This is a genomic window from Microvirga rosea, assembly GCF_020595095.1.
Taxonomy (GTDB): Bacteria; Pseudomonadota; Alphaproteobacteria; order Rhizobiales; family Beijerinckiaceae; genus Microvirga; species Microvirga rosea.
The window spans coordinates 136,487-150,177 of record NZ_JAJDOP010000007.1; the positions used below are offsets into that span (position 1 = coordinate 136,487).

General features: G+C 65.4%; 13 protein-coding genes. 7 read left to right on the forward strand and 6 right to left on the reverse strand.

Annotated features, from left to right (window positions below; all coding sequences use genetic code 11):
- On the reverse strand, positions 1 to 1,860 hold the full coding sequence (locus LJD17_RS17760) for a M3 family oligoendopeptidase (protein WP_406600833.1): 1,860 nt from the start codon (positions 1,858 to 1,860) through the stop codon (positions 1 to 3).
- A 169-nt stretch (positions 1,861 to 2,029) separates the two neighbouring features.
- On the opposite strand from LJD17_RS17760, the gene LJD17_RS17765 reads away from it, so the two are divergent.
- From LJD17_RS17765 to LJD17_RS17780, 4 genes are all read left to right on the forward strand, one after another.
- Entirely contained in the window at positions 2,030 to 3,061 is a 1,032-nt protein-coding gene (locus LJD17_RS17765; RefSeq protein WP_227385545.1) for a sigma 54-interacting transcriptional regulator, read from the forward strand.
- Between the two features lie 110 nt (positions 3,062 to 3,171).
- Positions 3,172 to 4,932 carry a L,D-transpeptidase family protein gene (locus LJD17_RS17770; protein ID WP_227385546.1) on the forward strand — a complete coding sequence of 587 codons (1,761 nt, stop codon included), beginning with the start codon at positions 3,172 to 3,174 and terminating at the stop codon, positions 4,930 to 4,932.
- Between the two features lie 135 nt (positions 4,933 to 5,067).
- A complete protein-coding gene (locus LJD17_RS17775; protein WP_406600834.1) occupies positions 5,068 to 6,795 on the forward strand; it encodes a DUF882 domain-containing protein in 1,728 nt (575 codons plus the stop codon).
- 103 nt (positions 6,796 to 6,898) lie between these two features.
- Complete coding sequence (locus LJD17_RS17780; protein WP_227385547.1) at positions 6,899 to 7,300, forward strand: hypothetical protein; 402 nt, start codon at positions 6,899 to 6,901, stop codon at positions 7,298 to 7,300.
- A 65-nt stretch (positions 7,301 to 7,365) separates the two neighbouring features.
- Here LJD17_RS17780 and LJD17_RS17785 read toward each other — a convergent pair whose 3' ends face one another.
- The 3 genes from LJD17_RS17785 to LJD17_RS17795 all read right to left on the reverse strand — a co-directional run bounded on the left by LJD17_RS17785 (position 7,366) and on the right by LJD17_RS17795 (position 8,913).
- A complete protein-coding gene (locus tag LJD17_RS17785; protein WP_109599442.1) occupies positions 7,366 to 7,626 on the reverse strand; it encodes a DUF2312 domain-containing protein in 261 nt (86 codons plus the stop codon).
- A gap of 79 nt (positions 7,627 to 7,705) precedes the next feature.
- Positions 7,706 to 8,002 carry a DUF1244 domain-containing protein gene (locus LJD17_RS17790; protein ID WP_227385622.1) on the reverse strand — a complete coding sequence of 99 codons (297 nt, stop codon included), beginning with the start codon at positions 8,000 to 8,002 and terminating at the stop codon, positions 7,706 to 7,708.
- A 59-nt stretch (positions 8,003 to 8,061) separates the two neighbouring features.
- Positions 8,062 to 8,913, reverse strand: a complete 852-nt coding sequence (locus tag LJD17_RS17795) for an N-formylglutamate amidohydrolase (RefSeq protein WP_227385548.1) — start codon at positions 8,911 to 8,913, stop codon at positions 8,062 to 8,064.
- 130 nt (positions 8,914 to 9,043) lie between these two features.
- Between LJD17_RS17795 and LJD17_RS17800 the strand changes: the two genes are divergently transcribed.
- From LJD17_RS17800 to pyk, 3 genes are all read left to right on the forward strand, one after another.
- On the forward strand, positions 9,044 to 9,973 hold the full coding sequence (locus LJD17_RS17800) for a DMT family transporter (protein ID WP_406600840.1): 930 nt from the start codon (positions 9,044 to 9,046) through the stop codon (positions 9,971 to 9,973).
- A 143-nt stretch (positions 9,974 to 10,116) separates the two neighbouring features.
- Positions 10,117 to 10,575, forward strand: coding sequence for a DUF1036 domain-containing protein (locus LJD17_RS17805; RefSeq protein ID WP_406600835.1), 459 nt, complete (start codon positions 10,117 to 10,119; stop codon positions 10,573 to 10,575).
- A gap of 2 nt (positions 10,576 to 10,577) precedes the next feature.
- On the forward strand, positions 10,578 to 12,014 hold the full coding sequence (gene pyk / locus LJD17_RS17810; RefSeq protein WP_227385550.1) for a pyruvate kinase: 1,437 nt from the start codon (positions 10,578 to 10,580) through the stop codon (positions 12,012 to 12,014).
- A gap of 27 nt (positions 12,015 to 12,041) precedes the next feature.
- Here pyk and LJD17_RS17815 read toward each other — a convergent pair whose 3' ends face one another.
- Together LJD17_RS17815 and LJD17_RS17820 are read right to left on the reverse strand one after the other, a co-directional pair.
- The gene (locus tag LJD17_RS17815) at positions 12,042 to 13,022 is read right to left on the reverse strand and encodes an alpha/beta fold hydrolase (RefSeq protein ID WP_227385551.1); all 981 of its coding nucleotides are present in this window, start codon (positions 13,020 to 13,022) and stop codon (positions 12,042 to 12,044) included.
- A gap of 9 nt (positions 13,023 to 13,031) precedes the next feature.
- The gene (locus tag LJD17_RS17820; protein ID WP_227385552.1) at positions 13,032 to 13,631 is read right to left on the reverse strand and encodes a tetratricopeptide repeat protein; all 600 of its coding nucleotides are present in this window, start codon (positions 13,629 to 13,631) and stop codon (positions 13,032 to 13,034) included.
- Positions 13,632 to 13,691 lie beyond the last annotated feature (60 nt).

Sequence of the window (13,691 nt, forward strand, 5' to 3'; positions counted from 1 at the left end):
TCAGGCCGCCTTCTCCATCGCCTCGAGCTCTCCGATGAGGCGCTCGATCATCGACAGGCCGATCTGCCAGAACGACGGATCGCGGGCATCCAGGCCGAAGGGTTCGAGAAGCTCCGAATAATGCTTCGTGCCGCCGGCGGACAGCAGGGCGAAATACCGCTCCACGAAACCGTCGCTGGAGCGCTCGTAGATGCCGTAGAGCGAGTTCACCAGACAATCGCCGAACGCGTAGGCATAGACGTAGAACGGCGAATGGATGAAGTGCGGAATATACGTCCAGAAGGACTCGTAGCCCGGGCCGAGGCGAATCGCAGGACCGAGGGACTCGTCCTGGACCGACATCCACAGCTCGCACAGCTTTTCCGCCGTCAGCTCCCCGTTGCGGCGCTCCACATGGACCTTCCGCTCGAAGGAATAGAACGCGATCTGGCGCACGACCGTATTGATCATGTCCTCGACCTTCGCGGCCAGCATCGCCTTGCGCTGGGCCGGGTCGGTGGTCTGATCGAGCAGCCGCCGGAAGGTCAGCATCTCGCCGAAGACGCTGGCGGTTTCGGCGAGGGTCAGGGGCGTGGGCGCCATGAGGGCGCCGTTGGGAGCCGCGAGCACCTGATGAACGCCGTGGCCGAGCTCGTGCGCCAGGGTCATGACGTCCCGCGGCTTGCCCTGGTAGTTCAGGAGGACATAGGGGTGGGCCGACGGAACCGTCGGATGCGCGAACGCCCCCGGCGCCTTGCCGGGACGCGTGGGCGCGTCGATCCAGTTTTCATCGAAAAAGCGCCGGGCGATATCGGCCATGCGCGGCGAGAAAGCCGAATAAGCGGACAGCACCGTGTCCTTGGCCTCCTCCCAGCGGATCGTCCGCTGCTCGACCTTCGGCAGGGGCGCATTGCGGTCCCAGTGGTCGAGCCGGTCCTTGCCGAACCACTTGGCCTTCAGCGAATAATACCGGTGCGACAGGCGCGGATAGGCCTCACGCACGGCGGAGACGAGCGCCTCGACCACCTCGCGCTCCACCCGATTCGCCAGATGGCGCGAATCCGCCACATCCTCGAAGCCGCGCCAGCGATCCGAGATTTCCTTGTCCTTGGCCAGGGTGTTGGTGATGAGGGTGAACGTCCGGAGGTTGGCCTTCAGGGTCTTGGCCAGGGCATCCGACGCGTCCTTGCGGACGCTCTCGTCCGAATCCTGCAGCTTGTTGAGGGTGGGTTCGATGGCAAGCTCTTCGCCGCGGACCTGGAACCGCAGCGAGGCGATCGTCTCGTCGAAAAGCCGGTTCCAGGCGGCGCGGCCGGTGACCGACTTCTCGTGGAAGAGCTTCTCCGTCTTGTCGTCGAGCTGATAGGGCTTGTCCTTGCGCAGATCCTCGATCCAGGGACGGTAATGAGCCAGGGGCTCCTCGGCCATGGCCGTGTTCAGGACGTCATCCTCGATGCGATTGAGCTCGAGCCCGAAGAACAGGAGATCGCTCGACGCGGCGGTCAGCCGCTCCTGCGTATCGCCATAGAACTTCGCCCGCACGGGATCCGTCGTGTCGCCGGAATAAACGAGACCCGCGTAGGACATCAGCCGCCCGAGAAGATCCTCGATGGCTTCATAGCGCTTCACGGCCTCTCCCAGGGACGTCGCCGCGTCGTCCGCGCGCGCCAGGGTCTCGAGCTTGCCGGCATAGGCCTCCGCGAAGCTCCGGCATTCCGTTTCCGCCCTGGCGAGATCGCTTTTGAGCGCCTCGCTGTCGATCGCCGGATACAGGTCGGCGAGATTCCACTCGGGCAGGGCACCGATTTCGGCCTGCTTGGCGCCGCTGGAAGACACATGATGCAACGGAGAACTGTTCTGACGTTTCAAGGCGATTACCATTCCGGGAACGAGTTTCGAGGGCTCTGTGCCCCATATTGGCCGTCTGCCTCGCCGGATCAACCCGCGATCAACCGAGGATAAGCGCGCTCTTGGCCGGTTTTGTTAAGAACCGGTTTACCGTTGTCGCGCAGCATCGCCACCTTCTCTTCTCGATATTTGATGTATTTTCATGTCGCTTCATCAGATCTTTGCGGACGATATCCGGGCTCTCCGCCAGGGCGCTGGCGGGCACGTGCGGCACCCTGAGGGCCTTCGCACGATCCGCCTCGCCGACCGCGCGACCCGGTCCCTGTCGCCGGTCCTGATCGAGGCCGAGCCGGGAAGCGGCGCGTCGGCGCTCGCGCGCGCCATCCACCTGGCCAGCGATCGCAAGGCGAAACCCTTCACGGTCCTGCGCAGCGAGGAGCTGCTTCGGCCGGGCGTCGATCAGGAAGAACTTCTTCACGACCGCTTGCGGGACGGCCATGGCGGCAGCCTTTGCATCGAGGACATCCAATGTCTGTCGCCGGCGGCGCAGAGCCGACTGCTCGACGCGCTGGCGCAGCAGGAGGGCACGCGCCGCCCCGCCCGGCTCGATATGCGAATCATCGCCACGACCGGGCTGACCTTGAGCGACGAGGTGCGCAGCGGCCGGTTTCGCGAGAGTCTCTATTACCGTTTCCAGATCCAGCCGATCATCCTTCGTCCCCTGCGGATGGAGCCGGGGCTCATCGACGAATGGGCTCGTGCCTTTCTGCGCATTTTCGCGCGCGAGGAGGGCAAGTCTCTCGTCGACCTGACCCCGGAGGCCCTGGATCTCCTCGCCGGGTACGACTGGCCGGGCAATCTTCGGCAACTGGAAAACGCCGTGTATCGGGCCGTGGCGCTCGCGGACGGCCCGTTGCTGACCCCCGCCGAGTTCCCCCAGGTCGCCGCGCGTGCCGGAAGAGGCAGGATCGATATCCCATCGCTGCCCGAAACCCGCGCGCCGGCTCCCGCCTATGACCGTCTCCTGCCTCAGATGCAGGACGCCGGAACGCTGGCGCTGATGAGCGCCTGCGGAGAGATGCGCACGCTGGCCGAACTGGAAGCCGAAGTGATCCGGTTCGCGCTGTCGCATTATCGGGGCCAGATGTCGGCCATCTCCCGCCGTCTCGGCATCGGCCGTTCCACTCTTTACCGAAAGTTGAAGGAACTTGGGCTGAGCGATGAAGCCGCTTGAGCGTTGATACGTTGAGAGCTTGGCGGGTGTGCATCGTCACGCCCGCAGTTTAGGAACCATGGGACGATTCGCGGTCGGCCCGAAAGAGACGGATGATGATGAGCAACGGGATGCTTAGCCTGCGCAAGACGGCACTGTGGCTTGGCCTATTGGGCACGGTGTCGCTGATGTCCTTGGCTGCTGGTGCGGCGGAAGGCGATGCAGGCGGCCCGCAGCCGATCCCTCCCTCCGTGACGATCGATGTCGCAGAACCATCCTTTGCGGATGTGGCCCCCCCGCCGGCAGCCCCGGCTCCGAAGGACGTCGCCCTGCCGGATCCTCCGCCCGCCGCACCCGTGACGATCGATGCGGCGGAAGTCATCAGGCCGCTGCCGGACATCCCTCTGCCCGATTCGGCCGCGGCGCTCGCGGCGGCGCAGAAGGATTGGCTGCGCGTGGCCGTGGAGGCCCGCTTGTCAGCCGACTTAACCTTGCGGGAGCTGCGCCTGAGGCAGAGCGACAGGGAATCCCTTTCCGCCTACTACGCGAAGGCGGAGTATCCCCTGGCCTGGATCCGCGACGGCGCCTTCACTCCGGCAGCCCAAGCGGCCGTCGCACGCATCAAGGCCGCCGACGAGGATGGGCTCGACCCGGCTGACTACCCCATTCCCGATTTGCGGCTTCCCAAGAGCGCACCTCCGGCGCAATGGGCCGAAACAGATCTGAAACTCAGCGCCGCCGTGATCCGCTACGCCCGGGATGCGCGGGGCGGACGCATCGACCCCTCCCGGCTCTCTCCCCTCATCACCCCAAAGCTCGATCTGCCGGATGCCGGCGATGTCCTGGCCCGCGTGGCCGAGGCCGCCGATGCCGGCGCTGCCCTGGAAACCTACAACCCACCCCATGAAGGCTACCGGGCCCTGAAGGCGCAACTCGCCAAACTGCGTGCCACGCACCCGTCCCAGCCGAGCGTGAAGGTGCCCAAGGGCCCGACCTTGCGGGTCGGCATGCGCGACGACCGCGTGCCGCTGATCAGATCCCGCCTCAATCTCGGGAAGGAGCCGGAGGACAGAACCGTCTATGACGCGCGTCTTGCTTCCGCCGTTGCGGCCTTCCAGAAGGAACAGGGCCTTCCCGGCAATGGAATGCTCGGCCCGGAAACGGTGGCCGCGCTCTCGGGACCGTCCGTCGCGCGCATGGAAGGCGAGCTGATCGCCAACATGGAGCGCTGGCGCTGGCTGCCGTCCGATCTGGGCGAGCGCCACATCATGGTGAACGTGCCGGAATTCAGCCTGCGCCTCGTGGACGGCAGCGATGTGATCCATCAGACCCGCGTGATCGTCGGCAAGGAGCAGTCCCAGACGCCGATCTTCTCGGAGAACATGAAGTATCTGGTGATCAATCCGTCCTGGACCGTCCCGCCCTCCATTCTCAAGAAAGAGTTTCTGCCGGCTCTCGCCAACGACCCATATTATGCGGAGAAGAAGGGCTACAAGGTTATCCGCAAAGGCAACCGGATCACCGTGCAGCAGCCGCCGGGAGAACGGAATGCCCTCGGCTTCATCAAGTTCATGTTCCCGAACCAGCATGCGGTCTATCTGCATGACACGCCCAACCGAAAGCTGTTCGGTGCCGGCAAGCGTGCCTTCAGCCATGGCTGCGTGCGCGTCGACCAGCCTTTCCAGCTCGCAGAGGAAGTGCTGGGCGAGAAATGGTCCGAAGAAAAGCTGCGGGGCCTGATCGGCAAGGGCGAGCGCTATCTCAACCTCAGCCGCCCGCTGCCCGTGCACCTCACCTATTTCACGCTCGCCGTGGACGCAAAGGGTCAGATGAAAACCTTCGAGGATCTCTACGGCTTCAATCACAAGGTCCGCGAGGCCCTGGGCCTTTAACTGCGCACGTTTCGTGCCCGCGCGGCGAACTTTTTTGCCGCGCACTTAACCTCGAAGTAACCGTCTTCGGCAAAGATCCCTTCACGATAAGGGATGCCGCACCCACACCAGCGGCGCGTAAAGACGAGTATCACAGTGAGAGTATTGCGTTCGGATCGCCGAGCGGCCGCGTCAACGTTCGTGTGCCGTGCCGGTATCGGTCTTGCGGCCGTTTTGGCTGTTCTGTTTGGCGGAACACGCGGGACGCAGGATGCCGTCGCCAACGGCGACACGCGCACACTGACCTTCTACCACAACAATACGAAGGAAAGCCTGACGGTCACGTTCCGGCGCAACGGCCAGTACGACCCGCAGGCCCTGGAACAGCTGAACTGGTTCCTGCGCGACTGGCGGCGGGAAGAAAAGACGCACATGGACCCGCGTCTCTTCGACACCGTCTGGGAAGTCTATCGGGAAGTGGGATCGAGCGCCCCGGTCCACGTGAATTCGGCCTACCGGTCGCCGCAGACCAATTCCATGCTCCGGCGCCGCTCCAGCGTGGTGGCGAAGAACAGCCAGCACATGCAGGGCAAGGCACTGGACTTCTATCTGCCGGACGCGTCCGCGGATCGCCTGCGCGCCATCGGCATGCGCCTCCAGCGGGGCGGCGTCGGCTATTACCCGAATGCCTACACGCCTTTCGTGCATCTCGACGTGGGCAGCGTGCGCGCCTGGCCGCGCATGACCCGGGACCAGCTCGTCCGCCTCTTCCCCGATGGCAAGACCGTTCACATTCCGGCGGACGGCACGCCCCTGCCGGGCTATGAGCTGGCCCGTGCCGAAGTTCTCGCCAACGGCGGAACGGTGGCGGGCTATACGGCCGTCGCCGAAGCCGGCGAGGTCGCGGCACCGACCCGGCGCAAGAGCCTGTGGGCGACCCTGTTCGGCAGCAGCGACGAGGATGAGGACGTGGAGGAGATCCGCGCCGCGTCCCGGCCTGGCCGCAATCTGCTGGCCTCCCGTTCGGCGCCGCAGCCCCAGCCGCAGCAGGATTATTACGCGAGCGATTCGAATTCCTCCGTCTACGCGGCCCTCCAGCCGGTCGCACGGACGCAGGTCGCGGCCCGGCCCGCACCTGTCCCGGTCGTTCAGCCGAGACCCGAGCCTGAACCGGCTCCCGCGCCGATGCCTGCGCCGTCGGCGGCGGCCATCGCGGCGGCGGCTCCGGCTCTGCGCGAGGAAATCGCTCCTCCTCCGCCCCTGCCGCCAACCCGGATCGCCGGACTTCCGAGCACGGTGGCGACGCCCACCGGCCCGACCCTTTCCTGGCAGCAAGGTCCCTCCGGGCAGAATTCCGGTTCCGATACCGGTCGCGAGATCGCCTTCGCGCCGATGCCGCCCCGGCGGCCGGATGATATTTCCGCGACCGGTGCCATCGCCTATGCGCCGATCCCGCCGGCGCGGCCCAGCGCCCTTGCGGAAAGCAACCCGATCCCCGGCATCCCGGACTTGCGCGGTTCGATGCAGATCGCGAACCTCGTGCAGAGCAGTGGTGGAAATGCGGGCGTCCCGCTCCCGCCGCCCAGGCCGAGTGGCCGTGCGGTCGCCGTCGCGTCGGCCGCCCCGGTCGAGATTCCGGTCCAGGCTCCCGCGCCTGCCCGGACGACGAACCTCACGGTCGAGAAACCGAAAGCTGCCGCAGCCGAAACCAAATCGGCTCCATCCAAGGACGGCAAGGACAAGGCCCAGCATCCGGCAGCCCCACGGGCTCTCCTGACCGCGGGTCCCAGTCTCAACATGGGCTTCTCGTCGAAGCCGGTCGGCGATCTTGCGACGAACCGGTTCACGGGCCCCGCCGTGAAGCCCCTCCCGGTCGTACGGTAACCGAGGAAAGGACGCCTCGGCGAAATCTCCGGCCACGGTGAAACAACTCTCCGCCGGGCGAGTCTCTCCCCATTGGGTCTCGTTCCGTGGTTGGAGATTGTCGATGGCAGTGAAGCTATGGCCCGTTCTGGGCCTTACGGTCGCGCTGGTCAGCGGACAGGGCATCGCACTGGCGCAGGAAGGTCTGGGCTCCGTCGGCTCGGGCCAGACCGGGAGCCGGCCGGGGAGTCCTTCGGGAATGTCGACCGTGGCCCCGACCCCCGATATGGGGAATGCGGGTAGCCCACGTTTTCCGGTTCGAGAGACCTCGGACCCCAAGGCGACGGGCGCCACGGGCCGCAACAACGCCGACGTCAATCCGCCCGGCAATCCACCCGGAACCTTTACTCCCGGCCGGAACAACGCGGCCGAGAGCGGGGCCAGCGGCCGCAATCCGTGCTTTCCGGAACAGAACGGCCAGACCGGCGCCAACGCCAATCCCTCGGGAACGCCGAGCCGTTGTTGAGGAACCTCCGAATGCAAAAAGCGGGGCTTTCGGCCCCGCTTTTTGTTGATCGACGAAAGTCGTTCTTAGCCGGCCATGCCGAGGGCCTGCATATAGAGCTCGAGGATCGCCTCTTCTTCCTGCCGCTCGGCGTAATCGCGCTTGCGGAGGGCGATGATCTTGCGCAGGACCTTGGTGTCGAAGCCGTTGCCCTTCGCCTCCGCGTAAACATCCTTGATGTCGCCCGCGATGCCGGCCTTCTCTTCCTCGAGACGTTCGATCCGCTCGATGAAGGCCTTCAGCTGGTCGGCCGCGACGGATTCGGTTTGAAAAGCTGCGTCATCCATAAATGTAACCTTTGAGTGATGGCGCTGGCGCCAGGAATGGGTTCGGGGGAAATGTTAAGGTCATTTGGTTGAGGCCGTTTTAATGACCCGGCTTCGATTCATCAAAGGCCTTCAGCTGAGCCCCCGTGGCCTCGGTCTGGTGGCGGGCCTTCCACTCCTCGTAGGGCATTCCGTAGACGTAAGTCCGGCTTTCCTCCTTGGAGAGCGGCACGCCTGCCGCATCGGCAGCCTCCTTCATCCAGTTCGAAAGGCAGTTGCGGCAAAAGCCCGCGAGATTCATCAGATCGATGTTCTGAACATCCGTTCGCTCGCGCAGATGCTCCAGAAGCCTGCGAAAGGCCGCTGCTTCGAGTTGCGTCCTGACGTTCGGATCCATGGTCATGATGTGTCTTTCCCTTGAAGCCTGCCCTTGAAGCCTACCCTTGATGCCTGCCCCTAATGCCGGCGCAGGCGCTCCCTGGTGCGGGTCGGTTGCGGCGCCGGCCGCCGGAGCGCGGCATCGGCAACCAGGGGAGCAAGAAGACGGGCAAAACGCTCCGCCCACTCCTCCTGCCCATCCTTTGCCGCGATGAGGTCCTGCCGGATTTCGATCAACGCGCTGGCAAGGCCGCGGCGGGTCGCATGCCGGTCCACCGTGTCGCCCAGCAGTGCCCCATCGTAAGGCTCGTTGTCGCCGACGACGAGTCCCTCCTCCGCCTGCAGGGCCCGGATGAGCGGCTGGGCGAACCGGGTGTCCGCGTCCCACAGGATTCCCACATGCCAGGGACGCGGCCAGCCCCGCCAGATCGGCGTGAAGCTGTGAACCGTCACGATCGCCGGCGGATGCCCGGCCGCCATGGCCCGTGCCACGGCGTCATCGATGGCTGCATCGTAAGGATCGTAGAAACGGCGAATCCTCTCCTGCACGTCCTTTTCGGCGATGCGCGCATTGCCGGGAACGACCGCCCCGTCCGACAGGCGCATCACGAGGGTCGGATCGTCCCGGCCCCGATTCGGATCGATGATCAGCCGTGAAAACCGGGTCAACACCGCCGGCGCCCGGAGCCGCCGGGCCAGGGACCGCGTCACGGCTGCCGCCCCGATATCGTAGGCGATGTGGCGCTGAAATTCCGTCGGCGGCAGGCCGAGATCCCCGAGATCGGGCGGGACGGCGTTCGACGCATGGTCGCACAGGAGCAGGACGCCGGACTGGACCGAGCCCTCGATGGTCTCGACGGGACAGGTGTCGAGGCAAGGATCGGCGTCGGGGGCGGTTTCGTCGCGCCGGAGCGCAGGAGACGCGGTCATGATGGAAAGACGGAAGGAGCTCGATGAAACATTAAGGATTGAAGAGAAGCCTTACCCTGCCCTAGGAAAGCTGACAACGCGACCCTCCCGCGCGGCACTTGGCCGATGCGGCTCTTTCTCGATGAAGCGCATGGCCCCGACACCGACATCCCCCTCTTCGGCCCAGGCACGCCTGGAATCAGGCTTTGCCTCCGCGTTCGCGGCCCTTTGCCTGGGGGCCGTGGCGATGGGCATCTCGCCGATCTTCGTGCGCTACGCCTCGGCGGATGTGGGTCCTTTCACCAGCGCCTTCTGGCGCGTCTTTCTGGCCCTTCCGCTTCTCTATGGCTGGATGCGCATCGAGGAGGCCAAGGCCCCGGCGGGTACACCCCGCCAGTCCTTCCCCAAGGTCACGATCTTCGCCGGGCTGGCCTTCTCGGCGGACCTGTTCTTCTGGCACCTGTCGATCCTTAGCACGACGGTCGCCAACGCCACGTTCTTCGCCACCACCGCGCCCCTTTTCGTGGTGCTCGTCGTGTGGCTGGTGCTGAAGCAGAAGGTTTCGGGCGGCACGTTCCTCGGTCTCGTCATGTGCCTGCTCGGCGGTACCGCCTTGATCGGCCAGAGCCTTCAGGTGGACCCGTCGCGCATCCGCGGCGACCTGTTCGGGGTCGCCACCGCGTTCTTCTTCGGCCTTTATTTCATCTTCGCCAGCCGGGCCCGGACCGTGGCCGGCGCCGCGAGGGTCACGTTCGAGAGCGGGGTCATCACCTCCGCGGTCCTCGTGGTGATCGCCCTCGTGTTCGAAGGCCGCCTTCTCCCGCAGACGGGCCAGGGCCTCGCCGCTCTCGTCGCCATGGCGTTCATCAGCCATGCCGGGGGCCAAGGGCTCCTGTCCATCGCCTTGGGGCGCCTTTCGCCCGTCTTCTCGTCCCTTGTCATTTTCCTGGAAGCGGTGGCGGCGGCCCTGTTCGGCTGGCTTCTGCTGGGTGAAGCGATCACCCCGGTCCAGGCCCTCGGCGGAGCCGCGATCCTTGCGGGGATCTGGGTCGCCCGTCCGAAGGCGAAGCAGGAGAAATGAGGATCGCCGCCATTTTCGGCAGCCGGGGCCGGAGTGTTTTTCACCATAGGACTTGATGCGGCGGCACTTCTGGCCGACAAGGGGCCGACATACTTCCCGAAGCATTGTGCATCTTCATTATCCGAATCGACTCGAACACATCCATGATTGCCGGATTCTCCCTATCGGCTCATAGCGGGTGGCGTAGCCTTGGGCTCGCGGCCATCCTTCTCGGCGGCCTTATGGCGGCCTCCCCTGCCCACGCGGACCTGCGCATGTGCAACATGACGTCGAGCCGGGTCGGGGTGGCGATCGGCTATCGGGACACTCAGGGCTGGGTCACCGAAGGCTGGTGGAACCTCGACTCGCGTGGATGCGAGACGCTTCTGAAGGGCCAGCTCGCCAGCCGGTTCTACTACGTCTACGCCATCGATTACGACCGGGGCGGCGACTGGAGCGGCCGGTCCTTCATGTGCACCCGGGAACGGGAATTCACGATTCGCGGGACGGAAGATTGCCTCGCGAGGGGCTTTGATCGTAACGGCTTCTTTGAAGTCGACACAGGTGAACAGAAGAGCTGGACGATCCAGCTGACCGAAACGAACCGCCCGGGGGGGCAATGATCATGAGACGCGTACGGCGCACGAAAATCCTCGCAACCTTGGGACCGGTCTCCGAGAATCCGGAGATGGTGGAAAGCCTGTTCAAGGCCGGCGCGGACGTCTTTCGCCTGAACATGAGCCATCTGCCCCGCGAGAAGCTCAAGGAGCGGGTCGAGATGATCCGCCACGTCGAGGCCAAGTTCAAGCGGCCCATCGCCATCCTGGCCGACCTTCAGGGACCGAAGCTGCGCGTCGGCACCTTCGACAACGACGGCGCCATGCTGGTGAAGGGCCAGACCTTCACCCTCGACGACAACAAGGCTCCCGGCAACGGGGAACGGGTTCACCTGCCGCATCCGGAAATCCTGTCCTCCCTCGAGCCCGGACATACGATCCTGATCGATGACGGCAAGCTGCGGCTGCGCGTGACGAGCGTGAAGCCGGGAACCGCGGTCACGTCCGTGGAGGTTGCCGGAAAGATCTCCAATCGAAAGGGCGTCAGCCTGCCGGACACGGTGATTCCCGTCGCGGCCATGACCGAGAAGGACCGCTCGGATCTCGAGGCCGCACTCGACGCGGGGGTCGACTGGATCGCCCTCTCCTTCGTGCAGCGCCCCGAGGACGTGGCGGAGGTCAAGAAGGTGGCGCGAGGCCGGGCGCTCGTCATGTCGAAGCTGGAAAAGCCGCAAGCCATTACCCGGCTCGACGAGATCATGGAAATTTCCGACGCCGTGATGGTGGCGCGCGGCGATCTCGGGGTCGAGATGCCCCTCGAGAAGGTTCCGGGCATCCAGAAGCGCATTGTCCGTGCGGCGCGCAAGCTCGGCAAGCCGGTGGTGGTCGCGACCCAGATGCTGGAATCCATGATCACCTCGCCGGTCCCGACCCGCGCCGAGGTCTCCGACGTCGCGACCGCCGTCTACGACGGCGCCGATGCGGTGATGCTCTCCGCCGAGAGTGCCTCGGGCCAGTATCCCATCGAGGCGGTGTCCACCATGAACCGCATTGCGGAGGAAGTGGAACAGGACCAGAGCTACTGGTCGATCATCAAGACCCAGGCCGCCGAGCCGGAAGCGACCGGGTCCGACGCCATCGCCGCCGGTGCCCACCAGATTGCCGAAACCCTTCACCTCAAGACGATCGCGGCCTGGACGTCGTCCGGCGCCACGGCATTCCGCCTGGCTCGCGAGCGGCCGAACTCGACCGTGATCGCCCTGACGCCCAACATCCACACGGCCCGGCGTCTGGCCCTGGTATGGGGGACGCATCCGATTCGGACGAAGGATGCGAGCGACATCGACGACATGGCGTTCCGCGCATGCAAATTCGCCGTGCGCGAAGGCTTCTCGGAGGTGAGCGACCGGATCATCATCGTCGCCGGCGTTCCGTTCGGAACTCCCGGCGCGACCAACATGGTGCGGATCGCCTTCATCAACAGCGAGCACGCCGCCAAGGCCTGATCGGCCGAACCTCTCTGAATCGGCCGGCTACGACGCCGCGCCTGCGGGCGCGGCGATCTGCACGGCGAGCGCCCCGATCTCAGCCACGATGAGATCGGATCGGGAATATTGCGGCATATGCCCGATCCCCGGCAGGACGATCAGCCTCGCATGGGGCACGTCGTGGGCGAAGGATCGGCTGTGCAGGTCCGTCCAGACGACCTCATCGGCATCACCCCCGATGACCGTGACCGGGATGCGGATTTCCGGATAGCGCGAACTCTGCTGCCGCACCGCCTCGTAGAGACCGGCGATATCCACCCCGTTCGCCTGAAACGAGGCCGGGCGGAAGACGAGCGGGATCTGTGCCTTCTCCACGAAGCCGGGCGGCACCGCCTGCGGCGCGAAGGTTTGCGCCAGGGCTGCGCGAAACAGCATCAGGCCCAGCGGCGTCGCAAGCGACCGCGTGAGGAGCGAGCCCGCCCACGAAGCCGCCATGTGGTTGTACCAAGCGACACGACCGCCGGGCCAAGGATGGGTCACCCCCGAGAGAATCAGGATCGCGCCGGCGACGTCCGTGTGGTCGAGGGCGAAATGGGGCACGACCGATCCCGACAGGGAGTGGCCGACCACGACCGCCTTCTCGATCTTGAGCTGGCGAAGGGCCTGTGCCAGAACCTGGGCCTGTCGAGCCGGCGTCCACATGTCGTCCGGCTTGCTGCGCGCACTCCATCCCAGGCCGGGGCGGTCGAAGGCGACGACCCGGTATCGGTCCGCAAGAGCTTTTCCCAGCCCCAGCATCGATTCGGTTGCATTCGACGAAGCGCCATGCAGCAGCACCACGGTTCCGCCAGGGGATCCGGTCCCTGGGCCTTCGTCGATGTAATGAATCCTGACGCCGTCGACGGTCAGGAACCGCCCTTTGGGCGGGTAGAGGGCCGCAACCCTGGCAGCATAGATTCGGGTGAAGGTGACGCCCGTGACGAGGACGGCAAGCGCAAGTCCCAAGGCGCCGAAAAGAAACCCCATCCCGGGCCCTTAGAGGTCCTGTCCATCGACTTCCAGGCCAAGCCGGGACACGATGGTCTGGACGGAGGATGTCTGAGGATTGATTTGCAGCACCTTCCGATAGGCCGCCAGAGCCTGAGACTTCTCATCCGAGGCCATGAAGAGGTGGCCGAGCGCGGTCCAGGCGCCGAAATGGCGCGGCTCCAGCGTCACCGCCTGATGGAGATCGGCCAGCGTCGCCACGGGATCGTCGAGCATGTAGAAGACGAGCGCGCGACGATACCAGGCTTCCGCCCATTGCGGCTCGAGCGCCAGGATCCGGTCGAGAATCTCGATCGACAGGGGATAATCCTTGTCCTCGAGGGCTTTGGCGGCACGGGAAAAGAGAAGATCGGCCGTGTCGGAGCCCGAGCGGGACATGCGCCGCTCGATCAGCGTGGCGATCCCGTCCGCCTCCCGCTCGCTTTCGGCCTTGGCCAGGCGCTCGAAGAGGCTGTCCAGCGTGACCGGGCGGCGTACCTGCTGATTCTGAGGCGGCTTGATCCCCGGAGGACGTGCGTCCTCCTGCGCCGAAACAGGCACGGCCACGAGACTTAAGGATGCGGTCAGAAGGAACGCAAAAAAGCGCATGCCGGGATTCTAGGATCCCGGCATGCGCCGTCAATTCATAAAATCGTGCGGCAAAGCCGC

Bases quoted from the DNA above. Each gene is read 5' to 3' on its own strand.
- LJD17_RS17760 (WP_406600833.1), bottom strand. From the start codon at position 1,860: ATGGTAATCGCCTTGAAACGTCAGAACAGTTCTCCGTTGCATCATGTG.
- LJD17_RS17765 (WP_227385545.1), top strand. From the start codon at position 2,030: ATGTCGCTTCATCAGATCTTTGCGGACGATATCCGGGCTCTCCGCCAG.
- LJD17_RS17770 (WP_227385546.1), top strand. From the start codon at position 3,172: ATGCTTAGCCTGCGCAAGACGGCACTGTGGCTTGGCCTATTGGGCACG.
- LJD17_RS17780 (WP_227385547.1), top strand. From the start codon at position 6,899: ATGGCAGTGAAGCTATGGCCCGTTCTGGGCCTTACGGTCGCGCTGGTC.
- LJD17_RS17785 (WP_109599442.1), bottom strand. From the start codon at position 7,626: ATGGATGACGCAGCTTTTCAAACCGAATCCGTCGCGGCCGACCAGCTG.
- LJD17_RS17790 (WP_227385622.1), bottom strand. From the start codon at position 8,002: ATGGATCCGAACGTCAGGACGCAACTCGAAGCAGCGGCCTTTCGCAGG.
- LJD17_RS17795 (WP_227385548.1), bottom strand. From the start codon at position 8,913: ATGACCGCGTCTCCTGCGCTCCGGCGCGACGAAACCGCCCCCGACGCC.
- LJD17_RS17800 (WP_406600840.1), top strand. From the start codon at position 9,044: ATGGCCCCGACACCGACATCCCCCTCTTCGGCCCAGGCACGCCTGGAA.
- LJD17_RS17805 (WP_406600835.1), top strand. From the start codon at position 10,117: ATGATTGCCGGATTCTCCCTATCGGCTCATAGCGGGTGGCGTAGCCTT.
- pyk (WP_227385550.1), top strand. From the start codon at position 10,578: ATGAGACGCGTACGGCGCACGAAAATCCTCGCAACCTTGGGACCGGTC.
- LJD17_RS17815 (WP_227385551.1), bottom strand. From the start codon at position 13,022: ATGGGGTTTCTTTTCGGCGCCTTGGGACTTGCGCTTGCCGTCCTCGTC.
- LJD17_RS17820 (WP_227385552.1), bottom strand. From the start codon at position 13,631: ATGCGCTTTTTTGCGTTCCTTCTGACCGCATCCTTAAGTCTCGTGGCC.